This is a genomic window from Streptomyces sp. NPDC001890 (assembly GCF_042891445.1).
Lineage (GTDB): Bacteria > Actinomycetota > Actinomycetes > Streptomycetales > Streptomycetaceae > Streptomyces.
The window spans coordinates 318,142-340,788 of record NZ_JBIATE010000003.1 but is presented as its reverse complement, the minus strand read 5'-3'; the positions used below and the strand labels follow the sequence as shown (position 1 = coordinate 340,788).

The 22,647-nt window shown below is 71.4% G+C and carries 23 protein-coding genes; 13 read left to right on the top strand and 10 right to left on the bottom strand.

Translation table 11 applies throughout. From position 1 onward, the window contains the following. Positions 1-233 precede the first annotated feature (233 nt). Positions 234-740, top strand: a complete 507-nt coding sequence (locus ACFYY1_RS12860) for a DUF6624 domain-containing protein (RefSeq protein ID WP_388583991.1) — start codon at positions 234-236, stop codon at positions 738-740. 51 nt (positions 741-791) lie between these two features. Here the strand turns inward: ACFYY1_RS12860 and ACFYY1_RS12855 are convergent, their stop codons facing one another. Further along, the gene (locus ACFYY1_RS12855; protein ID WP_388583988.1) at positions 792-1,028 is read right to left on the bottom strand and encodes a hypothetical protein; all 237 of its coding nucleotides are present in this window, start codon (positions 1,026-1,028) and stop codon (positions 792-794) included. Between the two features lie 277 nt (positions 1,029-1,305). Here ACFYY1_RS12855 and ACFYY1_RS12850 point away from each other — a divergent pair, with 277 nt between their 5' ends. Further along, positions 1,306-2,361, top strand: coding sequence for an NAD(P)-dependent alcohol dehydrogenase (locus ACFYY1_RS12850; RefSeq protein WP_388583987.1), 1,056 nt, complete (start codon positions 1,306-1,308; stop codon positions 2,359-2,361). Positions 2,362-2,374: 13 nt separating this feature from the next. Here ACFYY1_RS12850 and ACFYY1_RS12845 read toward each other — a convergent pair whose 3' ends face one another. After that, the gene (locus ACFYY1_RS12845; protein ID WP_388583984.1) at positions 2,375-2,527 is read right to left on the bottom strand and encodes a hypothetical protein; all 153 of its coding nucleotides are present in this window, start codon (positions 2,525-2,527) and stop codon (positions 2,375-2,377) included. 155 nt (positions 2,528-2,682) lie between these two features. Between ACFYY1_RS12845 and ACFYY1_RS12840 the strand changes: the two genes are divergently transcribed. Together ACFYY1_RS12840 and ACFYY1_RS12835 are read left to right on the top strand one after the other, a co-directional pair. Continuing rightward, a complete protein-coding gene (locus ACFYY1_RS12840; RefSeq protein WP_388583982.1) occupies positions 2,683-3,153 on the top strand; it encodes a hypothetical protein in 471 nt (156 codons plus the stop codon). A gap of 154 nt (positions 3,154-3,307) precedes the next feature. Then, entirely contained in the window at positions 3,308-5,215 is a 1,908-nt protein-coding gene (locus ACFYY1_RS12835) for a hypothetical protein (protein WP_388583981.1), read from the top strand. 28 nt (positions 5,216-5,243) lie between these two features. On the opposite strand, the gene ACFYY1_RS12830 is transcribed toward ACFYY1_RS12835, so the two are convergent. From ACFYY1_RS12830 to ACFYY1_RS12820, 3 genes are all read right to left on the bottom strand, one after another. Continuing rightward, positions 5,244-5,654: a VOC family protein gene (locus ACFYY1_RS12830; RefSeq protein ID WP_388583978.1), complete on the bottom strand. Its 411-nt coding sequence runs from the start codon at positions 5,652-5,654 to the stop codon at positions 5,244-5,246. Positions 5,655-5,782: 128 nt separating this feature from the next. After that, a complete protein-coding gene (locus tag ACFYY1_RS12825; RefSeq protein WP_388583976.1) occupies positions 5,783-7,414 on the bottom strand; it encodes a hypothetical protein in 1,632 nt (543 codons plus the stop codon). 37 nt (positions 7,415-7,451) lie between these two features. Beyond that, a complete protein-coding gene (locus ACFYY1_RS12820) occupies positions 7,452-7,592 on the bottom strand; it encodes a DUF6126 family protein (protein ID WP_256260242.1) in 141 nt (46 codons plus the stop codon). A 172-nt stretch (positions 7,593-7,764) separates the two neighbouring features. Here ACFYY1_RS12820 and ACFYY1_RS12815 point away from each other — a divergent pair, with 172 nt between their 5' ends. The 3 genes from ACFYY1_RS12815 (at position 7,765) to ACFYY1_RS12805 (ending at position 10,104) form a co-directional block, all read left to right on the top strand. Beyond that, a complete protein-coding gene (locus ACFYY1_RS12815) occupies positions 7,765-8,877 on the top strand; it encodes an LLM class flavin-dependent oxidoreductase (protein WP_388583974.1) in 1,113 nt (370 codons plus the stop codon). Positions 8,878-8,882: 5 nt separating this feature from the next. Then, positions 8,883-9,554 (top strand): FMN reductase, encoded by a 672-nt coding sequence (locus tag ACFYY1_RS12810; RefSeq protein WP_388583972.1) that lies wholly within the window; start codon positions 8,883-8,885, stop codon positions 9,552-9,554. Between the two features lie 124 nt (positions 9,555-9,678). Continuing rightward, positions 9,679-10,104, top strand: a complete 426-nt coding sequence (locus tag ACFYY1_RS12805; protein WP_388583970.1) for a universal stress protein — start codon at positions 9,679-9,681, stop codon at positions 10,102-10,104. 80 nt (positions 10,105-10,184) lie between these two features. Here ACFYY1_RS12805 and ACFYY1_RS12800 read toward each other — a convergent pair whose 3' ends face one another. Next, the gene (locus ACFYY1_RS12800; protein ID WP_388583968.1) at positions 10,185-10,595 is read right to left on the bottom strand and encodes a hypothetical protein; all 411 of its coding nucleotides are present in this window, start codon (positions 10,593-10,595) and stop codon (positions 10,185-10,187) included. Between the two features lie 118 nt (positions 10,596-10,713). Between ACFYY1_RS12800 and ACFYY1_RS12795 the strand changes: the two genes are divergently transcribed. From ACFYY1_RS12795 to ACFYY1_RS12780, 4 genes are all read left to right on the top strand, one after another. Continuing rightward, positions 10,714-11,658, top strand: a complete 945-nt coding sequence (locus ACFYY1_RS12795) for a hypothetical protein (RefSeq protein ID WP_388583965.1) — start codon at positions 10,714-10,716, stop codon at positions 11,656-11,658. 125 nt (positions 11,659-11,783) lie between these two features. Continuing rightward, positions 11,784-12,734, top strand: a complete 951-nt coding sequence (locus tag ACFYY1_RS12790) for an NADP-dependent oxidoreductase (protein WP_388583963.1) — start codon at positions 11,784-11,786, stop codon at positions 12,732-12,734. 49 nt (positions 12,735-12,783) lie between these two features. After that, on the top strand, positions 12,784-13,035 hold the full coding sequence (locus ACFYY1_RS12785; protein ID WP_388583960.1) for a DUF2630 family protein: 252 nt from the start codon (positions 12,784-12,786) through the stop codon (positions 13,033-13,035). A gap of 22 nt (positions 13,036-13,057) precedes the next feature. Further along, positions 13,058-15,034, top strand: coding sequence for an FUSC family protein (locus ACFYY1_RS12780; RefSeq protein WP_388583959.1), 1,977 nt, complete (start codon positions 13,058-13,060; stop codon positions 15,032-15,034). A 22-nt stretch (positions 15,035-15,056) separates the two neighbouring features. Here ACFYY1_RS12780 and ACFYY1_RS12775 read toward each other — a convergent pair whose 3' ends face one another. Together ACFYY1_RS12775 and ACFYY1_RS12770 are read right to left on the bottom strand one after the other, a co-directional pair. Further along, the gene (locus ACFYY1_RS12775) at positions 15,057-15,461 is read right to left on the bottom strand and encodes an RNA-binding S4 domain-containing protein (RefSeq protein WP_388583957.1); all 405 of its coding nucleotides are present in this window, start codon (positions 15,459-15,461) and stop codon (positions 15,057-15,059) included. Positions 15,462-15,543: 82 nt separating this feature from the next. Then, complete coding sequence (locus ACFYY1_RS12770) at positions 15,544-17,235, bottom strand: hypothetical protein (RefSeq protein WP_388583955.1); 1,692 nt, start codon at positions 17,233-17,235, stop codon at positions 15,544-15,546. 313 nt (positions 17,236-17,548) lie between these two features. Here ACFYY1_RS12770 and ACFYY1_RS12765 point away from each other — a divergent pair, with 313 nt between their 5' ends. Beyond that, a complete protein-coding gene (locus tag ACFYY1_RS12765; RefSeq protein WP_388583953.1) occupies positions 17,549-19,066 on the top strand; it encodes a VWA domain-containing protein in 1,518 nt (505 codons plus the stop codon). Here the strand turns inward: ACFYY1_RS12765 and ACFYY1_RS12760 are convergent. Beyond that, a complete protein-coding gene (locus ACFYY1_RS12760) occupies positions 19,000-20,202 on the bottom strand; it encodes a sensor histidine kinase (protein ID WP_388584696.1) in 1,203 nt (400 codons plus the stop codon). The genes ACFYY1_RS12765 and ACFYY1_RS12760 overlap by 67 nt on opposite strands. Positions 20,203-20,207: 5 nt before the next feature. Next, positions 20,208-20,861, bottom strand: coding sequence for a response regulator transcription factor (locus ACFYY1_RS12755; protein ID WP_388584694.1), 654 nt, complete (start codon positions 20,859-20,861; stop codon positions 20,208-20,210). 160 nt (positions 20,862-21,021) lie between these two features. Between ACFYY1_RS12755 and metG the strand changes: the two genes are divergently transcribed. Beyond that, entirely contained in the window at positions 21,022-22,635 is a 1,614-nt protein-coding gene (gene metG, locus ACFYY1_RS12750) for a methionine--tRNA ligase (RefSeq protein WP_388583950.1), read from the top strand. Positions 22,636-22,647: the final 12 nt, after the last annotated feature.

Below are 22,647 nucleotides of genomic sequence, written 5' to 3'. Positions count from 1 at the left end.
GGGAGGCGGCCGCTCCTAGAAGGAGCGCCACCAGTTTCGGCACGGTACGGAGGTCATGACCCGAGCGTAACCGAACCGAACTCCGCCCACACGACCTTTCCGGGCACATATCCATTATCAGGGTGCGGGGAGGCGCCTGTCACCGTTCTCCGGAATGATCTTTACACCCGATATGCACCCTTAGGGTTGCGGTCTACGAAGCACAACGGACCCGCGTATCAAGGGAGTCGAGAGTGGCGCACGATGTTGCCGCACTGGCGGTGGAACTCGCGGACATGGCTGCGGCCGATCAGCGGTGCTCGATCAACGCGAACAGCGACGACCCGGCCGAGCAGTTGGCGTGGCGTCGGCTGACCGCACGGCACGGCGACCGGCTCGGCGAGATCATGGACGAGTACGGCTGGCCGACGGCGGAACTGGTCGGTGAGGAGGCCGCAAGCGCGGCGTGGCTGATCGCCCAGCACGCCGACCGGCAGCTCGACGTCCAACGGCGCGCCCTCCGGTTGATGGAGCGGGCGGTGGCGGCGGGTTCGGCAGGTCCGCGCGAACTGGCCTTTCTGCGTGACCGCACGCTGGTCAACGAGGGCCGCAAGCAGGTCTACGGCACTCAGATCGCCGGCGTGAAGGACGGGGCACCCGTTCCGTGGCCCTGCGAAGAGCCCGAGCGCATGGACGAACTCCGCGTGGAAGTCGGCATCGAGCCCTTCGACGAGTACGTCGCCAAGTTCACGATGCCCTGACGTCCCGCCTCGCCCCGCGCCGCGCCGTACCGCATCCAGCCGCGAGATGCGTCACGAGTACTGGATAGCGGTTCCGTACCCCTGATAGACCGTTTGGGTCTCGACCGACTCGTCGGACAGAAAACGCACCCTCGTGTGCGTGTCGGAGGCCGCGACGAACCGCACCGCGATGACCGCGTCGGCCCCCTGGCTCGCGGCTATTGCCTCAAGGTTGGAATAGGCCTCGGTGAGGTTCCGGGCCTCAGCCCCCCAGACGATCCAACTCAGCGCTATCTCACGCCCCGTCATCGGCGAATCCGTAGTGGTCATAGGAATTGGTTGGCGCTGTCTCCCCATCGGGTCAGTGTGGCGGGCAGCGCAACGGGTGCCAACCCATCCGCATCCGGGAAGACGGCGGTCGCCCCGGGGCCGGAGCGGCGGAAAGGGGCGCTATACCTCCGGTGGCGGGGCCCTGCCACACCGTATTTCTCACCCTCGGCAATGGGTACTGCCCGCGGAAGCGCAAGCTACGGTCGAATCGATTCGGAAAGCAGCGGACGAAGAGCGAACAAGGACGGTGAACGTCGTGAGCCGCACCATGCAGGCGTATCGCATTCCTGAATGGGAGCACCCCGCCGAAGTCGTCGAGGTTCCCGTACCGACGCCGGGGCCCGGCCAGGTCCTGGTCAAGGTGGCCGGGTGCGGGCTGTGCCACTCCGACTTCACCATGCTGGCCATGCCCGCCGAGACCGGCCGCGCCATCGGCTGGAGCATGCCCTTCACCCTCGGCCACGAGACCGCCGGCCACATCGCCGAACTCGGTCCCGGCGTCACCGGCTTCGCCCCCGGGGACGCGGTGGCACTGGTCTCTCCCGCCTCCTGCGGCACGTGTTCCTTCTGCGTCCGCGGCCAGGACAACAACTGCCCCGCCGCACCCGCCGGACGCGGCTTCGGACGCGACGGCGGTCTCGCCGAGTACGTCCTCGTCGAAGACCTGCGCGCGCTCCTGCCGCTGCACGGCCTCGACCCGCGCACCGCGGGCCCGCTCACCGACGCCGGAGCCACCTCCTACCACGCCGTGCGCCGCGCGGCGCCGCGCATCCGCCCCGGTGGCACCGCCGTCGTCATCGGCGCGGGCGGCCTCGGCGCATTCGCGGTGCAGTACCTCCGCCTGCTCACCGGCGCCGACGTGATCGCCGTCGACGCCGACGAGGCCCGTCTGAAGGTGGCCCAGGAGCTGGGTGCGCACCACACGCTGGTCGGCACCGACGAGCAGACCGCCGATCGGATCCGCGCGCTCACGGACGGGTACGGAGCCGACGCGGTGCTGGACTTCGTCGGTGTGGACGCCACCATCGCCACCGGCACGGCCGCCGTCCGCCCCGCAGGCGCGTACGGCCTCATCGGCGCCGCCATGGGCCGCCTCCAAGCCCCCTGGTACGGCGGACTGCCCCGCGACGGCGAGGTCTTCAGCTTCCAGGGCAGCAGCATCGCCGATGTCCAGGAGGTGCTGACGCTCGCCGAAAGCGGACGCATCCGGAACAACGTGGAACTCTTCCCCTTCGCCAAGGTCGAGGAGGCGTACAAGGCACTGCACGACGGCACCCTCCGCGGCCGTGCCGTCGTCACCTTCGACGCCTGAACCGCCCGCCTGTTCAGGCGGCACCCTCGTCCAGGGAGCGCAGGCAGCGGTCCATGAGGTCGGTGATCTCGGCCCGGTCGGTCAGGGCGCGCAACTGTCGCTGCACCTCTGCGATGTCCCTGCCTGCGATGTTCATGTCTACGGTGTTCATGTCTGCGGTGTTCATGGCAGAAGACTTCTGCCTGAAGCGCACTTGAGGTCAAGCCGCTTGCCCCTGCCGTCGCCCGCGGTGGTGAGCCCCGCCCAAGGGGTTCACGATGGAGAGAGCGGCGGATGGCGGACGCGCGCCGAGTGTGCCCCTGCGGGTCGAGGTAGATCCTGATGGTTACAGAGGCTGAACTGCTCAAGACCGACGATCAGCGGCTCGACGAGCTGTTTCGCAAGAGTCCGGCCGGTGACATCCCCAGGGGCCCGATGGAGGGCCTGGCCGTCTTCCCGCAGGCAGGTCCGGCGGGGGCGCGGCTGCTGGCCGGCCTGGTGCGTCTGACCGTGTGGCGGGGCAAGGTCTTCAGCGCGGATGGCTACCTCAGCAATCGGCTCTCCCCGATGGACGTCCTGTCCATCGTCGCCATGGTCGGGCTCGGGCCGAGCCGTCTGGACGACCAGGAGTGCGTCGTCATCGACTACTCCCACACGTCCCTGGTGTGCGCAGGCGTACGCGACGAGCTCCGCCAGGTCGGCCCTCATCTGTACTTGGGCCTGATCTGGCTGGCCGGCCACAAGATCGGATGGTTCACGCTGCGCACCCCGGACAACGGCAACGCGCAGGACCCGTCGCCCGGGAACGCATGACGAAAGGGCCGCGATCTTGTTTTCCCCCGCCACTCCCCCCACCATGCGGCCGGCCACGCGCCTCCGCGGAGCAACGTCCCGGACCTCGCGCGGCACGTTCCGTACCCGAATCTCCCAGCATCGCCCAGGCACCGCCCTCGCCGCATCGGCCACCATGGCGCTGGCCCTGACGGGGCTGCCCCCGGCCACTCCCCCCGGCACACCGGCCCCGTTGCACGGAACGGTCACCAGCGCGGGAAAGCCGCTGCCCCACGCCGACGTCACCCTCCTCACCGGAGACCGGCAGGGCGTCCGGGAACTGGGACACGCCACGACCGACGCCGACGGGGCCTTCCGGATCCAGCCCGGCCGGTCCGCGGGCTCCGTGCTGTACGTCGATGCCACGCCCACGGGCGACCGGTCGCTGCATCTGCGCTCCGTCGCGGGATTCGGCCCCGGCGGCGGCGTGCAGCAGCGCTCCGAATCCGCGGTCACGGTCAACGAGTTCACCACCGTCGCCGCCACCTACGCACTGGCCCAGTTCACCGACCAGCAGGGCGTAACCGGGCCGAGCCCCGGCCTGGAGAACGCCGCGGCCACGTCCTACAACCTCGCCGACCCGGTCTCGGGACAGCCCGGCAAGGTCCTCACCGACCAGAACAACGGCAGCAAGAACGACACCCAAGCCACCCTCAACACCCTGGCCAACCTCGTCTCGCTCTGCGCACCGGGAGCGGACACCGGGCTGTGCCACGACATGCTGCGCCTGGCCACACCGCAGCACGGCAGCGCTCCGGCGGACACGGCGCAAGCAGTGCTCAACCTCGCCCGCAACCCGGAACTGGCCACCGGCAGCCTGCATGCCCTTGCCGGGCAGGCACGCACCTACAGCCCCGCACTCACCACGGCACCGACGGCCTGGATCCTGGCCCTGCACTACGCCGCCCCCGAGGTCTACGCCCCCGGACGTGTCGCCATCGATGCCAGGGGCAAGGTCTGGGCCACCAACAACTGGCTGCCCGGGACCCGGGCCCCGAGCCCCTACGTCACCGTGCAGGACCCGGTCGGCAACCCCGCCCTGAACAGTCCCATCAGCGGCGGCGGCATGAAGGCGGGCGCCTGGGGCATCGCCATCGACCACCAGGGATCCGTCTGGGCACCCAGCTACGGCGGCGATGCCATGGCGAAGTACTCCGCGGCCGGAAAGCCGCTGTCGCCCGGTACAGGATTCAAGGACGGCGGCCTGAACCACCCGCAGGGCACGGCCGTCGACCAGAAGGGCAATGTCTGGATCGCGAACTTCTACGGCCTGAAAGGCAACCGCGGCGAGGGAAGCGTGATCGTCTACCCCCAGGGCGACCCCTCGAATGCGATCACCATCACCGGCGGCGGCCTGGACCACCCGTTCGCCATCCAGATCGACGGATACGGCCGGGCCTGGGTCTCCAACGCCCGCTTCAACGGGGCCGAACTCATGGAGACCCGCGCACCCGAGGGGCATGCGGGCGGCAGCGTCACCGTGATCGGCCCCGACTTCAGGCCGACCTCCTTCTCCCCCATCAAGGACGCCTCGCTGGACTGGCCGCTCGGACTCGCCGTCGACTCCCGGAACAACGTCTGGGTACCCAGTTTCGTCAGCAACTCGATCACCGAGATCGGGCCGGACGGAACCATCACCGGCGTATACGAACTCCCCACGGCCGTCGCCCCCTGGTCCATAGCCATCGACGGATCCGACCGTGTGTGGGTCGCCGGCTTCGGTGCCCCCTCCGTCTCCGTCCTGTGCGGCGTGAACACCGGGGCGTGCCCGCCCGGCTCCTCCACCGGTTCCGTGCTGTCACCGCCCGACGGCTACCGCAGCGAATCCATCCAGCACCTCACCGCCGTCCAGCTCGACCAGTCCGGCAACGTCTGGCTGGCCAACAACTGGTCCAGGCTCGTCCCGCCCACCGGCGGCACCGGCCTGGTCGAACTCATCGGAGCCGCCACCCCCGTCTGCACCCCCCTGCAGCCTCTGCCGACCCGCCCGGCAACCACCGGCGCAACCGCCTGCCCCATCCAGACCGGCACGCAGAGCAAGTGACGGAGGTCCGGGCGGCCCCGCCGCTTCGTCAGGCGTTGCTCCACCCGCGCCGGCACAGGACGAGGCGGTACCCGTCCGGGTCCGCCACGGTGACGCCCCACTCGTTCCAGTACGGATTCGGCGACGGGACCCGCTTGCCGCCGTGCTCCGCCAGGCGGTCCACCATCTCCTCCGGCACCGGACCGTCGAGGTAGAGGACGAGCAGGTCCTCGTCGGTGGGGCGGGGGTCGGTGGGGTGGTCGCCGCCGTGCACGAGTTCGAGGTGCCAGGGGGCGTCCGGGTGGCCCAGCATCAGGAGGTCGTGGGTGCCGGGTTCCCGTTCCGCGTCGGCGCGGTACAGGACGTTCAGCCCGAGGCCGTCCGCCCAGAAGCGTTCGGCTGCGGCCAGGTCCCGGGACGGGCGGGCGATGCGGATGTGGGTCTGTCCGGTGAACGGCACGGCGGGGCTCCTGCCTGGCGGCGGCACGCCCTGCGCGTGCCCGGCCCGCAGCGTAGGCGTACGGGGTGCCGGCCGGCATCGGCCCCGGGGCGGGGCGGGCCTCCGCCGGCTGTCCTGCGCCCGCAGTCCTACAACTGCTCCAGCACCTCGTCGAACGCCTTGCTCCAGCCCGTCTCCGGGCCCCAGTTGTCCTCCGCCCTCGACAGGAGCAGGACCCTGGCGGGCACGCCGGCGGCCGCGTAGGCGGCGAGCTTGTGGTGGCCGTCCAGGACGGCGGCCACCAGGAAGCGTTCGGGGTACTCGGCCTGCACGTAGACGTCCTCGACCCAGGCGAGGGCCAGGGCGGCGGGGCGGTGTCCCGCCGTGATGGCCGAGGTGTACCGGGTCACCGTGTCCGCGTCGAGTGCGTCCAGCGGCTGGGACGGGAGCAGTACGCCGTACGTCGGGGTCTCGCCGGGGATGCGGTCGCGCAGCTGGAAGTGGGCGGTGCCCGGCCAGTCGTCGTCGAGGGGGTCGTCCGTGACGTACGGCTCGGCGTCCTCGCGCACCGCGCGGCGCCGGACCCACCACGACGCCGCCGGGTCGGTCACCCGCTCCAGGGCGAGATCGGCCAGGTGGGCGCGGTAGTGGCCGGTCGGGAGCTCCTCGATGAGGGGAGCGGCCGCGTCGAGTGCGCCGGAGCCCAGGCCGTCGATGTCGGCGAGTGCGGTGCGCAGGCGGTCCGCGCCCTCCCGGGCCGTCCGGGGCGGCCAGCCGAGAAGCGTCATCATCGTCTCGCACGTACCGCAGTCCGAGCCGACGTGATAGACCCGCTCCCCGTCGATCCGGAGGGACTTGTCCCAGCGGGGCCAGGAAGAGCCGGGCGTGGGCGGGTCGTAGTCGATACGGATCCTGCCCCGGCCGTCCTCGACGGTGAAGCGCGCGTGGCGCGGGGAGTCGAGTGCGAACGGGCCGACCGACGGCGGGACCGGGACGTCGAGCCGGCGCTCGGACCAGATGCCGTGCAACAGCCTGCCGTGGTCGCCGTCCGGAGGAGTCAGGGGGATCAGCGGGTGCCGGCCGGTCAGGGCGACCAGGGCGTGGTGCACGTCGCCCGCGGGCTCCCGGTTCGCCTCCAGCTCCCGCAGGAGGTGGGGTATCGCCGCCGGGTCGTCCAGCAGTTCCAGGGCCACGACGAAGGCGCCGCGCTGCAGTCCGGTCAGGCCGGGCAGACGTTCCGCGACCGGCACCGTCCACTCCCGGGCGCCGAGCCGCCCCAGCGCCATGGCCGCGCGCCCGCGCAGGCGCTCGTGGTCCAGCAGCCCGCCGAGGAACGGTGCGAAGCCCGCGTCCTCGGACAGCCCCATCGCGTCCACCATCGGCTCCACCGCGCCGAGCTCCGCGCCGAGCTCCGCGCCGAGCTCCGCGCCGAGCTCCGCGGCGAGCCGGTGCAGCTCGGCCGCCGGAACGCGCAGCCTCCGCTGCACCGCCGTGCCCAGCAGCTCCGCCGCGATGTCGCCGCCACTCTCGGCCAGCAGGCGCAGGAACACCGGGGCGGCCGGTTCGCCCAGGGCCCCGAGCAGCCAGGTGAGGTGGCGCCGCTCGGCCTGCGCCGCCTCGCCGTAGCGGGCCCCGATCGCCTCGGGCAGGCCGGCCGGGGCGTCCTCGGCCAGCGCGGACAGCGCGCTCCAGATGTGGTCCGCCGCGAGCGCCGCCTCCAGGCGCGCCCCCGCCGCGCCCTCCGCACTGCCCGTGCCGTCCGTGCCGCCCGCGGCGTTCATGTCCCCCACCCCTGCCCCGCCCACTCCACTGCTTCTTCTACTTCTTCGCGTGCTCGCCGACGTAGAACAGGATCCAGATGAAGCCCGCGAAGAGATGCGTGGCGAATACGTAGACGAAGACGCGCAGGGCCACGCCGCGCTCCTTCCAGCGCTCGCTCTCGCCGCCGCTCCCGCTCACAGTTCCCGCCTCCGTCCGGGCGCGGTCCGTGCCTGGTCCGCGCGCCCCGTCCAGGGTACGCACCGGTCCGGGACTCCCTCGCGGACCGCGGAATAGGTCAGGGGGGTGCTCCGTTGTAGGGTGTGTTCACATAGTTCAACGTTCAACAAACCTAGTTCTGGAGGCGGGCGCCATGCAGTTCGGGATCTTCACCGTCGGAGACGTCACCACCGACCCCACGACCGGCCGGACGCCGAGCGAGAACGAGCGGATCAAGGCGACCCTCGCCATCGCGCAGAAGGCGGAAGAGGTCGGCCTGGACGTCTTCGCGACCGGCGAGCACCACAACCCGCCGTTCGTCCCGTCCTCGCCGACGACCACGCTCGGCTACATCGCCGCCCGCACCGAGAACCTGATCCTGTCCACGTCCACGACGCTGATCACCACCAACGACCCGGTGAAGATCGCCGAGGACTACGCGACGCTCCAGCACCTCGCGGACGGCCGCGTCGACCTGATGATGGGCCGCGGCAACACCGGCCCGGTCTACCCCTGGTTCGGCAAGGACATCCGGCAGGGCATCCCGCTCGCCATCGAGAACTACGCCCTGCTGCACAAGCTGTGGCGCGAGGACGTCGTCGACTGGGAGGGCAAGTTCCGTACGCCGCTGCAGTCCTTCACCGCGACCCCGCGCCCGCTGGACGGCGTCCCGCCGTTCGTCTGGCACGGCTCGATCCGCTCGCCGGAGATTGCCGAGCAGGCCGCGTACTACGGCGACGGCTTCTTCCACAACAACATCTTCTGGCCCATCGAGCACACCGCGAAGATGGTGAACCTCTACCGCCAGCGGTACGCGCACTACGGGCACGGCACCGCCGAGCAGGCGATCGTCGGCCTCGGCGGCCAGGTGTTCATGCGGAAGAACTCGCAGGACGCGGTACGGGAGTTCCGGCCGTACTTCGACAACGCGCCGGTCTACGGGCACGGGCCCTCGATGGAGGACTTCACCCGGCAGACCCCGCTGACCGTCGGCTCCCCGCAGGAGGTCATCGAGCGCACCCTGTCCTTCCGGGACGCCGTCGGTGACTACCAGCGCCAGCTGTTCCTGATGGACCACGCGGGGCTGCCGCTCAAGACGGTCCTGGAGCAGCTCGACATCCTCGGCGAGGAGGTCGTCCCGGTGCTGCGCAAGGAGTTCGCCGCGCTGCGCCCGGCCGGGGTCCCGGACTCCGCGCCCGTCCACCCGGCCGTCGCCGCCCGCACCGCCGACGCCGCCACCGCCACTGCCGCCACGAAGGAGGCCTGACCACCGTGTCCACCGCATCCGGCGTCTTCGCCACCGAGCCCCTGCGCATCGTCGCCGTATCGGCCGGGCTGAGCAGCCCGTCCTCGACCCGGCTGCTGGCCGAGCGGCTGGCCGGCGCCGCCCGCGAGCGGCTGCTGACCGAGCAGGACCGCACGGTCGAGGTCCGGGTGATCGAACTGCGCGACCTGGCCGTCGACATCGCCAACCACCTGGTCACCGGCTTCCCGCCGGCCGCCCTGGACGAAGCGATCAAGGAGGTGACGCAGGCGGACGGACTGATCGCCGTCTCGCCCGTGTTCACCGCCTCGTACAGCGGGCTGTTCAAGTCGTTCTTCGACCTGATCGACAACACGGCGCTGACCGGCAAGCCGGTCGTCATAGCGGCGACCGGCGGCACCGCCCGCCACTCGCTGGTCCTGGAACACGCGATGCGCCCGCTCTTCGCCTACCTGCGGGCCACCGTCGTACCGACGTCCGTGTACGCGGCGTCGGAGGACTGGGGCTCCTCCGGCGACGAGTACACCGACGGGCTGCCGTCCCGCATCCGGCGGGCGGGCGGCGAACTCGCGGCCATGATCACGGGCGGCCGGGCGGCGTCCGGGGCGCGGCGGGCCCTCGGGCTGGACGACGAGGTCGTGCCGTTCGAGCAGCAGCTCGCCGACCTCCGCCTGGACTGAGACCCCACCACCTGCACAACTGTCCGGTTTGATTAGAGTTGGCACGAAAGATGCGCCGTGCGGGATTTCCGGTACGTACGCACGGCGCCTCTGCGCACTGAGCCGAACCGAGCTGGAGGCAGGGATGGGCAGGATCGTGGTGGGCGTGGACGGCTCCGAGTCGTCGATCAAGGCGCTGCACTGGGCCGTACGCCAGGCGGAGCTGACCGGCGACACGGTGGAGGCGGTCAACAGCTGGGAGTACCCCGCGACGAGCTGGGCGTCGATGATGCCCGGCATGCCGGAGGACTTCGACCCGCAGGCCCTGGCGACCGTGGCCCTCAACGAGACACTGGAGGAGGCCCTGGGCGCCGAGGGCGCGGCGGCGGTCAGCAAGATCGTGGTGATCGGCAACCCGGCCCAGTCCCTGCTGGACCGCGCCAAGGGCGCGAACCTGCTGGTCGTCGGGGCGCGCGGCTACAGCGGCTTCAAGGCGACCCTGCTCGGCTCGGTCAGCCTCCATGTCACCCAGCACGCACCGTGCCCGGTGACGGTCGTACGCGACGCGTGACCGACCAGGCATGACACGAGGGCGGGCCCGCACGAATCGTGTGCGGGCCCGCCCTCGTGTCCGTACGCGACCGTACGGACTCACGTCTTCTCGTGCGTGTAGTAGATGTAGAAGGTGCTGATGAACATCCCGAGGCCGACCGAAAGCCCCAGCGCCGCGGACCGCAGCACACTCGAATCGGTCAGCCCGACCAGCAGGCCGATCGCCGCCGCGGTCAGCGCTCCGTAGGCCGCCGCCCGCACCAGGGGCAGCATGGTGTGCTGGATCCGGCCCAGCACGAAGCAGAGGGCGGCGAGCGCCACCGCGGTGATCAGGCCGTACCAGAACTGCCGGCCGGCGCTTGCGCCGTTGTTGCGGAGGATGAACGAGGCGTAGAGACCGTACGCCGCGCCCAGCGTCACGGGGACGGCCCAGGAGCTCCTGCTGCGCCCGCGTGCGTGTGCCCTCGGCCGGGTCCGTCCGCGGGCCGGCATTGCCGCGTGTGTGGACATGCGGGGTTCTCCTTCCGTGGCTCCTTTTCCTTCCAGGGCACACCCGGCCGCGCCACCCGGCAACTCGGATGGCGTACGGCCCGGGGCGCGCCGCCCCCGCACGGGATTCCCTTGACGGGTGCGGACGTATCTCTCGGCGTATCTCCCGGCGGCGCTCTCGGTGGTACTGGTGGTGCTGCTCGCCGTCCTGGTGCCGGTCGGCGCGCTGTCCGCCTGGGTGGACCTGGAGATCGACAACACGGACCGCTACGTCGACGCGGTGGCCCCGCTCGCCTCCGACCCCGATGTGCAGAGCACCGTCACCGACCTCATCACCGACGGGGCGATGAAACAGATCGACGCCGGGCCGCTCCAGGACACCGTGCGGGAGTTCCTGCGCCAGGCGGTGCTCTCCTTCACCACCACCGACGCCTTCCAGGACGCCTGGAACGCCGCCAACCGCACCGCCCACGAGGCCGTCACCGCCGCCCTGAACGGCAACACCGGCGAGGCCGTGACCATCGATCTGGCCCCCGTGACCGAGCGGGTCAAGCAGAACCTGGAGGAGAACGGGGTGCCGTTCGCCGACCGGATCCCCGTCCAGCACACCGACATCACGCTCATCTCCGCCGACCGCGCCGACCAGCTGCGCCAGACCTTCCGCCTGCTGCGGACCGGCAGCATCTGGCCGGCCGTGGCCACACTCGTGGTCGCCGTCCTGGCCGTGGCCGTGGCCTGGCTGCGCGGCGGCGGACCGGGGCACCGGCGCTCCTGGCCCGCCGCTCTCTCGGCCACCGCCGTGGCCGGGCTCGGCTTCGCGCTCGGCGCGCTGGTGCTGCGCGCGGTGCTCGCGTACACCCGGGACCGGGTGCTGTACGAGGTGCCGGACAGCGAGACGGCGGGGGCCGCGGCGGTGTACGACGCGCTGACGGCCTCGCTGCGCACGACGGTGTGGACCGTGTTCGCCGTGGGGCTGGCCCTGGCCCTGTGCGCGGGGGTGGCGCGGGCGGGAGCGGGGAGGCGGTCGCGGGCGGGCCGGGAAGGGGAGAGACGGCCGGAGCAGCCGGTTCCGGGCACGGAATGACCCGGTCCGCAGGAGCTCCGCAGGGCCTGCGCCGGGCCTTCTCCGCTCGACGTGCGGCCGGGGACGGGCCGGGGAAGAGTGGTTCTCATGACTGCCGGATCGGGGGCGACTGAGAGGTCTTCCGCATGCGAGCCATAGCCGTCGGCGCGTTCCGGGCCGACCCCGCACTGGTGGAGATGCCCAAGCCCGAACCGGAGGCCGGGGAGGTACGGGTCAGGATCGAGTACGCCGCGCTCAACCCGTCCGACTGGCAGGCCTCGCAGGGCTCCCCGGACGACGGACCGGCACCGCGCGTGTTCCCGATGGTCATCGGGGTGGACTTCGCGGGCCGGGTCGACATGATCGGCAGCGGCGAGAACCGGTTCCGGGTCGGCGACCAGGTCTTCGGCCGGGTCGCCCGGCCGAACGCGGCGGGCAGCGGCACGTACTGCGACTACGTGTCCGTGCCGCAGGACTCCGCCATCACCGTCGTGCCGCCCGGCCTCCCCCTGCGGGCCGCGGCCGCGCTTCCCTCCGCCGGGATGGCGGCCGCCCAGATCCTGGAGATCGCGGTGTTCCGGGGCCACGAGACCCTGCTGGTCATCGGTGCGGCGGGCGGCGTCGGCAGCTATCTGACCCAGCTCGCCTCCGCCCGCGACATACGGGTGATCGCCGCGGTGCGCGGCGACGAACACACCCGGATGACGGAGCTGGGCGCCGCCGTCACGATCGACATCACCGACCGGCCGCTGGCGGCGGCGGTACGGGAGAGCTGCCCGGACGGCGTCGACGCACTGGTCGACCTGGTCTCCACCACCCCGGACTCCTTCGCCGGACACGCCGCCCTGGTCCACGGCGGCGGCATCGCCCTCACCACGCGGGGCATCGCCGCCGGGGCCGCCCTGCCCCCCGGCGTGACCGGGATCGACTTCCGGCTCGAACCCACCCCGGTCCTGCTCGACGTCCTGGCCGCGGGCGCCGCCGAAGGCGTGCTGCGGGTGCCCGTCGACATCGAGCTCCCACTGGAAAAAGCCCCGCAGGCCCTCGACCGGAACCGGACGGGCGGCGCACGCGGCAAGACCGTCATCGTGCTCTGAGCCCCTGCGCTCCCTCTCTCTTCCTCCCTCCTGCCACGAAGGACACGCCATGGACGACCGGGAACACGACATCATCGACGAGATCGGCGGACTCATCTCCGAGGAACGGAGCCTGCGCGACCGCTCCACCCGCGAAATGGGCCTCAGCGAGGAAGAGAGAGCACGGCTGCGTACCGTTGAAGTACGGCTCGACCAGTGCTGGGATCTCATGCGACAGCGCCGGGCACTGAGCGAGTACGGCGAAGATCCGTCCGAGGCGCGGGTCCGGCCCGCCGACGAGGTCGAGGGCTACCGGAGCTGAACGCACGACTCAGGGGGACGCGTTGACCGACACGCAGACCGGATCCGGACGGCGGCGGACCGCGCCACCCCCCTGGCTGGCGCCACCCCCCTGGCTGCTGAGCGGACTGCGCCCGAAACCGTCCGCGCCCATCCCCTGGGCGGCGGTCGCCCGCGCCTCCGTCTCCCTGGCCACACCGCTCGCCGTCGGCTTCGCACTGGACCGCCCCGCGTACGGCGCGCTCGTCTCCATGGGCGCGCTCTCCGGCGTCATCGGTGACACCGCCGACGCGTACCGGATGCGGATACTCAACATCGCCGTACCGCAGCTCTTCGGCGCGCTCGGCATCATGCTCGGCACCCTGGTGTACGGAACCGGCTGGGGGGCCGTCGCCGCGCTGACCCTGGTCGGCCTGGTCTCCGGGATGATGTCGACGATCGGCGCCGTCGCCTCGGTGTCCGGGCTGCTGCTCCTGCTCAACGCGGTGGTCGGGGCCGGGCTCCCGATGCCGCAGCCCTGGTGGGTGGCGCCGCTGCTGCTCACCGTCGGCGGCCTGTTCGTACTCACCCTGACCCTGCTGGCCTGGCCGCTGCGCGGGAAACTCCCGGAGCGGGTCGCGGTCGCGGGCACCTACCTCGCGGTCGCCGACCTGCTCGCCGCCGCGGGCACCGACGCGTACGAGGAGCGGCGCCAGGCCGTCACCCAGTCCCTCAACACGTCCTACGACCTGATCCTGGCCCGCCGGGCCCGTTACCACGGCCGCAGCAACGCCGGGGTGCGGCTGCTCGCCCAGCTCAACGTCGTCATCCCGCTCGTCGAGGCGGCCCCCGCCGTCCATGTGCGCCGGCTCAGGCTCCCGGACGAGATCCCGGCCGCGGTACGCGAACTGGCCGCCGCCGTGGAGGAGAGCCGCACCGGCCGCCCCGCACTCACCCTGCCCGCACCGGACTCACCCGCCACCCGGGCGGTGGACAGCGCCCTTCGGCACGCGGCGGCCGTGGTGCACAAGGCCGACCCCGACCCGTACAACGTCGACGACCGGCTCGGCCGCCCCGCCGTGCTCGGGGTACGGATCCGGCGGGCCACCCGCGACGTGCTGCTCTCCGGGGCCTCCTGGCGGTACGGGCTGCGCCTCGCCCTCTGCATCGGCCTGGCCCAGGCACTGACCTCGCTGATCCCGGTACCGCGCTCGTACTGGGTGGCGCTGACCGTCACATTCGTCCTCAAGCCGGACTTCGGCTCGGTGTTCTCCCGGGCCGTGCTGCGTTCGGTGGGCACCGCGGCCGGGCTCGTGATCGCCGCCCCGATTCTCGCCGCGGTGCCGGTCGGCTGGTGGGACGTGCCGGTGATGGTGGTGCTCGCCGCGCTGATCCCGGCGCTCACCGCGAAGGGCTACGCCTTCCAGACCGCGGCCATCACCCCGGTCATCCTGCTCCTGTCCGACCTGCTGAACCACCAGGGCTTCGACCTGGTCTGGCCGCGCTTCCTGGACAGCCTGATCGGCTGCGCGATCGTGCTGGTGGCGGGCTACCTGCTGTGGCCGGAGAGCTGGCACGTACGGGTCGGCCACCGGCTCGCGGACGCGGTGGCGGACATCGCCGACTACGTGGCGTGCGCGTTCGAGCCGGGCAGCACCGGCGACCGGGCGGAACGGGTGCGGGCCCGGCGCCGGATCTACCGCGACCTGTCGGTCGTACGTTCCGAATTCCAGCGCGCCCTGACCGAACCACCCCCGGTCGGCACCCGGGCCGCCGCCTGGTGGCCGCTGGTCGTCGCGGTCGAACGCATCGTGGACGCGACGACCGCGGCCCGGGTCCGGGTCAACCACGGAGCACCCGAGCCACCGCCGGCCGAGGTCGCGGAGGTCCAGCGGCAGCTGCGGGAGCTGGCCGAGGGGATACGGGCCAGCGAGGTCCTGGTGGAGGTGCGCACCGAACTTCCGGGCGACGAGGAAGGCGTACTCGCTCCGCTGCGCCAGGAGGTGGCGGCGGCCCGGGCGATCGCCTCGCCCCAGCCGTAGCGGCTGCCCCGCGGCGGGGCGGTCAGCCCGTGGTGGGGCCTGCCCCCCGCAGCCGTTCCATCTCGCGCCGGTCCCGCTTCGTCGGCCGGCCCGCGCCCCGGTCCCGTACCGGAACCTGGATCGCCGCCTCGCGCGGCGGCGGGGGCGGGCTGTTGTCGATGAAGCACTCCGCCGCCACCGGCGGGCCGACCCGCTTCTTGACGATCTTCGACACCACCACGATCCGGTCGCGCCCGGCATGCCGGAGCCGTACCTCGTCGCCGACGCGCAGCGCCTGGGCGGGCTTGGCGCGCTCGCCGGCGACCTTCACATGACCCGCGCGGCAGGCGGCAGCGGCCTGCGAACGGGTCTTCGTCAGCCGGACCGACCAGATCCAGACGTCGACCCGAACGCTGCCCTCCGCCTGCGGCGCCTCACCGGAAACCATGTGTCCGACTGTAGGGCCTGTCATGGGGTCGTGGGGGTCGCAAGGGTTGCGAGGGCGCAAGGACTGCGCGCAGTCGTGGGGATCAGCCGAAGTCGCTGATCACTTCCGACATGTTGTAGCTGTACAGCTCGCGCTTGCACGACCCGCACTTGCTCGGCGCGTGCTCGCTCAGCGACCACAGCTGCGGCGCGAAGCCGTCGCCGCGCCCGTGCGCGAGGTAGAGGTCCTCGGGCCCGAACGCCGACTCCAGCGTCTTCGCGTTGCCGACGAGCTGGGACGCGCCGTCGACGGTGCCCGGCGTGGCCTGGAGCAGCCGGCCGTTGTCGTAGCCGTTGCTGCGGTGGAAGTACCACTTGCCCTCGTACCGCGTGACACCCTGGATCTTGTGCCACAGCGCCTCGTTGTTGAACGTGGCGCCGGTCGGCAGTCCGTAGGCCAGGTCGGCGGAGGCGGTCGTGCCGGTGGCACCCTCGACGGCGGCGGTCAGCTCGGTCATCGGGTACGTGCCGACGCGGCCGGGGCTCGTGCCGCCGTTGTTGGTGTTGCAGTACTCACCGAGGACCATGTGGTCGGTGTCGGTCCGGTCCAGCGAGATGTACGAGGCCTTCGGGCGGCCGGTGGCGTAGCACTGGTTGCCGCTGGTGGTCCCGCCGTTCTTCGCCGTGGTGAACTTCAGCGTGGCGACCTGCGGCATGACATAGCGGTAGCCGTAGCCGTACCAGACGTTGCTCTGCCGGCCGATCCGCTTCTTGTCCACGACGTTGCTGGTCAGCCCGTCCGGCGTCGGGTCGTCGACGTCGGCCTTGTTGTCCGGGTTGAGGTCCATGATCTTGCGCAGGTCGAAGACCCGCATGCCGTTGGCGGTGTCGGCGACGTACAGGTAATTGCCGTACCAGACCATGCCACCGGCGTGGATGCCGTTCTGCGCGGCGCAGGAGGACGTCACCTCGGTGGTGCACTTGCCCTCGCTCGCGTGCAGCGCGTCGAAGGAGATGTGGTCCTTGGAGTTCATGTACGGCCAGACCAGCAGCACATGGCGGTACATCTGGGTCGCCTGGTTGAAGAAACTGACCCGGATGCCCTTCTCGTTGCAGGCGTCCGACGCGGAGTCCTGGACGCAGTTGTCCCGGTCCTTGGCGTAGTTGCTGCGGCCCGGGTTCTCCGCGTCGTAACCGGCCACGGCGATCGGCTCGGCGTTGGACGTTCCCCAGTCCTCGTCCTCCTGCGCGTCCGAGACACCGGTGATGGCCTGCGGCACCCACTCCGAGGAGGTGCCGTCGTCGCTCTGCCAGCAGACACGGTGGTTGACCGCCAGGTCGGAACCATAAATTCCAGCAGTTCCGCAGGCGTCTTCCCACTTGGAGGGCCGATTGGCCTGCTCCATCAGTTCGGTGAGGCCCTGCTTGGGCAGCGCGGCGTCCAGTTTCGTGACGAGACCGGAGATATCGGTACTCTTCGCCAGCTTGAAGTCGGCGGCCCGGCCGGGGACGGGGGCGGCGAGAGCGGAGACGCCCGGCGCGGCGGAAGCCGAGGCCGCTGCGGATCCGGTTCCGGTTCCGGCGAAGTCGTCCTGCTCACCCTCGGATTCGTCCTCGAACCCGTCATCCGGCATTCCCTCGTTGCCCGGTACGGGATCGTCGACGGCCCGCACCGAGGACGGCGGGGCGGACGCCGGAGCGGCGGCGGCACCGACCGCCGGGACGAGGCCGGAAAGCATCGCACCCGCCGCAACGGCGCAGGCGGCAAAACGTGTTCTGCGGATTGGTTTCCCCATGTGGAAGCCCTTCTTGGTAACACTGTCGGACAACGGACAACGGTGTGCCTGACTTTGCGTCAGACACACCGTCCGTTCACGTTAACAAGGCAACTCGGGACCGGGTGCGCACATTTGAACTACGCACATGAGGCCCGCACGGCATCGGCACAGGACTCGTTCGGGGATCGGTTGCAGCTCAGTTCTCACACGGGCGGGCCGCACCACCGAAGGGCCGGATCCGGCCGCTAACCTTACGTATCCGTCCTGGCCAGGGATCATTTCCCGCAGGTCGGACATTTCTCGCACCCAACTCACGCGAAAGGCCTCGCCCATGGGCATTCGGAGCTTGCTGCGCAAGGTGTTCGGCCGTGACCGCGCGGAGCAGGACGCGCCGACGGCCACGGTCCCGCCCCAGACCGAGCGCACCGCGCCCACGGAGCCGGAGCCGGCCACGACGACGGAGACCACCTCCACCACGGCGGACGAGCCGGTCGCGGAGCCGGCCCCGGTACTCGAAACCACCCCGCCCACCAAGGCTTCGGTACCGGCGCCCGCCTCCCCCCGGTCCGCCGGCGAGAACACCGGCCTGGCCTCCGACCTGGTGGCCGCCGCCTTCGACAAGGCCTCCGTCCCCACGGTCCCGGCCCAGAGCCCGGCCCCGAAGTCGGAGTCGACGGCGCCGGAGGTGGAGGCAGCGGCGCCGGAGGTGTCGGAGCCGGAGGTGGTCGAGGCGACGGAGGCGGCCGAGGCGGAGGTATCGGAGCCGGAGGCGATCAAGGCCGAGGCGCCGGAGGCGGAGGCTGAGGCGATCGAGGCGACGGAGGCGGACGAAGTCAAGGCCGAGATCGCCAGCGAGCCGGAGGCGGAGCCCGCCGTCGAGGCCGCTGCGGAGCCCGCCGTCGAGGCCAAGGCCGAGGCCGAGGCGGCCGTTGAGGCCGAGGCGGAGCCGGAGGTCGAGACGAAGCCGGAGGCGGAGGCCGAGGCGCAGCCCACCGCCGCCGAGCCGGAGGCGGAGGCGCAGCCGGAGCCCGCGACCGAGCCCGCCCCGGAGCCCGAGGCCGAGGCCCCCGTCGCGGAGACCGAGCCCGAGCCCGCCCCCGTAACCGAGGCAGCCCCCGCCCCCGCACCCGAGACGGCCCCCGCGGCCACCTCCACCCCCAAGCCCGCGCTCACCCTCGCCAAGGTCAAGTCGCGGGCCCCCGGGCTCGTCGCCCCGTACAAGGCGGCCCAGGCCGGGCTGAAAGCGCACGGGCTGACCGGGCTGCGCGCCACCGTCTACCTGGTCCTCGACCGCTCCGGCTCCATGCGGCCGTTCTACAAGGACGGCAGCGCCCAGCACCTGGGCGACCGCACCGTCGCGCTCGCCGCGCACCTGGACGAGAACGCGACCGTCCCCGTCGTCTTCTTCTCGACGGAGATCGACGGCACCGGCACGGTCGGCCTCGCCGACCACGAGGGCCGCATCGACGAACTGAACGCGGGCCTCGGCCGCCTCGGCCGTACGAACTACCAGAGCGCCGTCGAAGAGGTCGTCGCGCACTACGAGAAGTCGGAGGCGACCGGCCCCGCCCTGGTGATCTTCCAGACGGACGGCCCGCCGGACGCCAAGCAGGCCGCCAAGCAGGCGCTGGCCGACGCGGCGCGGCTGCCGCTGTTCTTCCAGTTCGTCGCGTTCGGCGAGGAAGACGCCAAGGGCTTCGACTTCCTGCGCAAGCTGGACGCCCCGAACGCCGGGTTCTTCCACGCGGGCCCCGCGCCCCGGGAGGTCGCGGACACCACGTTCTACCGCGAGGTCCTCGCCGCGCTCCCCACCTGGATCGCGGCCCGCGAGACGGTGACCGCCGACTGATCCACCGGCAGCCGTACGGTCACGGCGAGCCCGCCCCCGGGCCCCGGCACCGCCGTGACCGTACCGCCGTGCGCCACCGCGATGGAGCGCACGATCGACAGGCCGAGGCCCGACCCGCGCCCCATCCGGTCCTTGCCCTCACCCCGCCGGAACGGCTCGAACAGCCCGGGAATGTCCGCCGCGTCCACCACCGGCCCGGTGTTGCGGACCTTCAGCAGCGCCCCGCCGCCGGCCGTCACCAGTGACACGTCCACCGTCCCGTCCGGCACGTTGTACGTGACGGCGTTGGCCAGCAGATTCGCCACCAGCTGCGCGAGCAGCATCCGGTTCCCCCGCACCGTGCAGAAGTGGGTGTCGGCCCGCACGCCGGGATGCCGGGCCGACTCCTCCGCCACCACCTGCGCGAGATCCACCGTCTCCCGCTCGCCCTCGGCGAGCCCGCGCTCGCTGCGCGCCAGGACCAGCAGCCCCTCTATGAGCCGCTCGCTGCGCCGGTTGTTGTCCAGGAGCGTCTGCCTGGTCCGTACGAGATCCTCCGGGGTCGGGTCGTCCAGGCCGATCTGGATCGCGGCCCGCTGCGTGGCGAGCGGGGTCCGCAGCTCGTGGGAGGCGTTGGCGATGAACCGCCGCTGGCTGTCGAAGGCCTTCTCCAGCCGGGCCAGCAGCGCGTCGAGCGTGTCGCCGAGCTCCTTCAGCTCGTCGTCGGGGCCACTGGAGGCGATCCGCTCGTGCAGATTGTGCTCGGAGAGCCGGCGCGCCTTCGCGGTCATGGCATGGACCGGGCGCAGCACCCGCCCCGCGGTCCACCAGCCGACCCCGACCGCGCAGGCCGTCATGACGAGCAGCGCGGCCACGGACCAGATCAGCAGCTGATGACCGGCCGCGTCACTGACGTTGTCGGTGAGGTCGTAGACGGTGGGTGGCCCGAGGCTCCGCCGGGTGACGAGAGGACCGTTCACCGCGTAGCCGGGCTGCACGACGGCCGCCATGCGGGCGATGTCGCGCGCCTGGGAGTCCGTACCGGCGCGGGAGGCGAGGTTGACGGTGGCGAGCAGCGCCGTACCGAGGACCAGGAACACCCCGCCGTACACGAACGCGATCCGGGCCCGGATCCTGGAGTGCGGCACAGCGGACAGCCGCCTCACAGGGCGTACCCCACGCCCTGCACCGTACGGATCAGCGCCGGTTCCCCGAGCTTCCCGCGCAGCTTGCTCATGCAGACACGTACGGCGCCGGTGAACGGGTCGGCGTTGGCGTCCCAGGCCCGCTCCAGCAGCTCCTCCGCGCTGACGGCCCCGCCGTCCGCCTCCAGCAGCAGCTGGAGCACCGAGAACTCCTTCGGCGAGAGGTCCAGCTCCCGCCCGTCCCGCAAAGCCGTGCGCCGTACGGTGTCGAGCCGGATGCCGTGCCGTTCCAGCTGCGGTGGCACGGGGCGGGCGCTGCGGCGGCGCAGGGCCCGTACCCGCGACACCAGCTCGGGGAACTCGAACGGCTTGCCCAGGTAGTCGTCGGCGCCGAGGTCGAGCCCGGCGACCCGGTCCTCCATGGAACCGGCGGCGGTGAGCATCAGGATCCTGGTCCGGGAGCCGGAGGCGACGAGGCCGCGCGCCACGTCGTCGCCGTGCACCCGGGGCAGGTCGCGGTCCAGGACGACGACGTCGTAGTCGTGCAGCCCCAGGTAGGCGAGGGCGGCGTCACCGCTGTACACGGTGTCGACGGCGAAGCCGGCCCGCCGCAGCCCCGTGGCGACCAGCTCCGCCAGGATCTCCTCGTCCTCCGCGACCAGTACCCGCATCGTGTTGTCCCCTGCCTCGTACACGCGTGTCCGCTCCCTCCCAGGATGCGCCTTTGCTACCGGAAGGGATGTTTCGCAAAGGTCTCCACGCCCCTGGTCCGGGGGTGACCGGCCGTAATCGGTGTGAGTCGGTCTCCCCCGGGCCGTTAGGATTTCGACCATGGCGGCCACTGGATCCGAGAAGCAAGGGGGCGACGGCGTGAAGAATTTCTACGTATCGACCCCCATCTACTACGTCAACGACGCTCCTCACCTGGGCCACGCCTACACGACCGTCGCAGGCGACGTGCTCACCCGCTGGCACCGCCAGCGTGGCGAGAAGGTGTGGTACCTCACCGGCACGGACGAGCACGGTCAGAAGATCATGCGCACTGCCGAGGCGAACAAGGTCACCCCGCAGGAGTGGTGCGACAAGCTCGTGGAGGAGGCGTGGAAGCCCCTCTGGAAGCACCTGGACATCGCGAACGACGACTTCATCCGTACGACGGAGAAGCGCCACACCGACCGGGTGCAGGAGTTCGTCCAGGACCTGTACGACAAGGGTGAGATCTACAAGGGCGGCTACGAGGGCCCTTACTGCGTGGGCTGCGAGGAGTACAAGCTCCCCGGCGACCTCATCGAGGACGAGGCCGGCGTCAAGCTGTGCCCGATCCACAAGAAGCCGGTGGAGATCCTCAAGGAGGAGAACTACTTCTTCAAGCTGAGCGCCTACGGGCCGAAGCTGATGGAGTTCTACGCGAACAACCCGGGCTTCATCCAGCCCGAGTCCGCCCGCAACGAGGTCGTGAACTTCGTCAAGCAGGGCCTCCAGGACCTCTCCATCTCCCGCTCGACCTTCGACTGGGGCGTCCCGGTGCCGTGGGACGAGAAGCACGTCATCTACGTGTGGGTCGACGCCCTGCTGAACTACGCCACGGCGGTCGGCTACGGCGCCAACCAGGAGAAGTTCGACGGGACGTTCCCCGCCAATGTCCACCTGGTCGGCAAGGACATCCTGCGCTTCCACGCGGTGATCTGGCCCGCGATGCTGATGGCGCAGGGGCTGCCGCTGCCCGGAAGGATCGCGGCCAACGGCTGGCTGATGGTCGGCGGCGAGAAGATGTCGAAGTCGAACCTGACGGGCATCAAGCCGCAGGACCTGACCTCGCACTTCGGCGTGGACGCGTACCGCTGGTACTTCCTGCGGGCGATCGCGTTCGGCAGCGACGGCTCGTTCTCCTGGGAGGACTTCTCCGCCCGCTACACCTCCGAGCTCGCCAACGACTACGGCAACCTCGCCTCGCGCGTCGCGGCCATGGTCGGCAAGTACTTCGGCGGCGCGCTCCCGGAGGCCGCCGCCTCGGGCGACGCCGAGAAGGCGGTCCAGGAGGGTCTGGCCAAGGCCGTCGCCACGGCCGACGAGAAGATCGGCGAGGAGCTGGACTTCCAGGCCGGCATCCTGGCGATCTTCGACTTCGTGAAGCAGGTCAACGGCTACATCACGGAGCAGGAGCCCTGGAAGGTCGCCAAGGACGACTCCCCCGAGGGCCGGGCCCGCCTCGCGACGATCCTCTACACGGCCGCCGAGTCGCTGCGCGGTGTCGCGGTGCTGCTGAACGCCGTGATGCCGGAGACCTCGCAGAAGCTGTGGGAGTCGCTGGGCGCCGAGGAGTCCCTGGGCGCGCTGGCCGACCAGCGCGTGCAGGACGCGGGCACCTGGGGCCGGCTCCCGGCGGGCGCCACGGTGACGAAGGGCGCGGTGCTGTTCCCGCGCCTGGAGGAGAAGCCGGCGTAACGGAGTACGTGC

Excerpts from the sequence above, each read along its gene's own strand:
- ACFYY1_RS12765 (WP_388583953.1), top strand. The coding sequence starts at position 17,549 with ATGGGCATTCGGAGCTTGCTGCGCAAGGTGTTCGGCCGTGACCGCGCG.
- ACFYY1_RS12785 (WP_388583960.1), top strand. The coding sequence starts at position 12,784 with ATGGACGACCGGGAACACGACATCATCGACGAGATCGGCGGACTCATC.
- metG (WP_388583950.1), top strand. The coding sequence starts at position 21,022 with ATGGCGGCCACTGGATCCGAGAAGCAAGGGGGCGACGGCGTGAAGAAT.
- ACFYY1_RS12825 (WP_388583976.1), bottom strand. The coding sequence starts at position 7,414 with ATGAACGCCGCGGGCGGCACGGACGGCACGGGCAGTGCGGAGGGCGCG.
- ACFYY1_RS12815 (WP_388583974.1), top strand. The coding sequence starts at position 7,765 with ATGCAGTTCGGGATCTTCACCGTCGGAGACGTCACCACCGACCCCACG.
- ACFYY1_RS12855 (WP_388583988.1), bottom strand. The coding sequence starts at position 1,028 with ATGACGGGGCGTGAGATAGCGCTGAGTTGGATCGTCTGGGGGGCTGAG.
- ACFYY1_RS12840 (WP_388583982.1), top strand. The coding sequence starts at position 2,683 with ATGGTTACAGAGGCTGAACTGCTCAAGACCGACGATCAGCGGCTCGAC.
- ACFYY1_RS12835 (WP_388583981.1), top strand. The coding sequence starts at position 3,308 with ATGGCGCTGGCCCTGACGGGGCTGCCCCCGGCCACTCCCCCCGGCACA.
- ACFYY1_RS12755 (WP_388584694.1), bottom strand. The coding sequence starts at position 20,861 with ATGCGGGTACTGGTCGCGGAGGACGAGGAGATCCTGGCGGAGCTGGTC.
- ACFYY1_RS12845 (WP_388583984.1), bottom strand. The coding sequence starts at position 2,527 with ATGAACACCGCAGACATGAACACCGTAGACATGAACATCGCAGGCAGG.
- ACFYY1_RS12805 (WP_388583970.1), top strand. The coding sequence starts at position 9,679 with ATGGGCAGGATCGTGGTGGGCGTGGACGGCTCCGAGTCGTCGATCAAG.
- ACFYY1_RS12775 (WP_388583957.1), bottom strand. The coding sequence starts at position 15,461 with ATGGTTTCCGGTGAGGCGCCGCAGGCGGAGGGCAGCGTTCGGGTCGAC.
- ACFYY1_RS12770 (WP_388583955.1), bottom strand. The coding sequence starts at position 17,235 with ATGGGGAAACCAATCCGCAGAACACGTTTTGCCGCCTGCGCCGTTGCG.
- ACFYY1_RS12800 (WP_388583968.1), bottom strand. The coding sequence starts at position 10,595 with ATGTCCACACACGCGGCAATGCCGGCCCGCGGACGGACCCGGCCGAGG.
- ACFYY1_RS12790 (WP_388583963.1), top strand. The coding sequence starts at position 11,784 with ATGCGAGCCATAGCCGTCGGCGCGTTCCGGGCCGACCCCGCACTGGTG.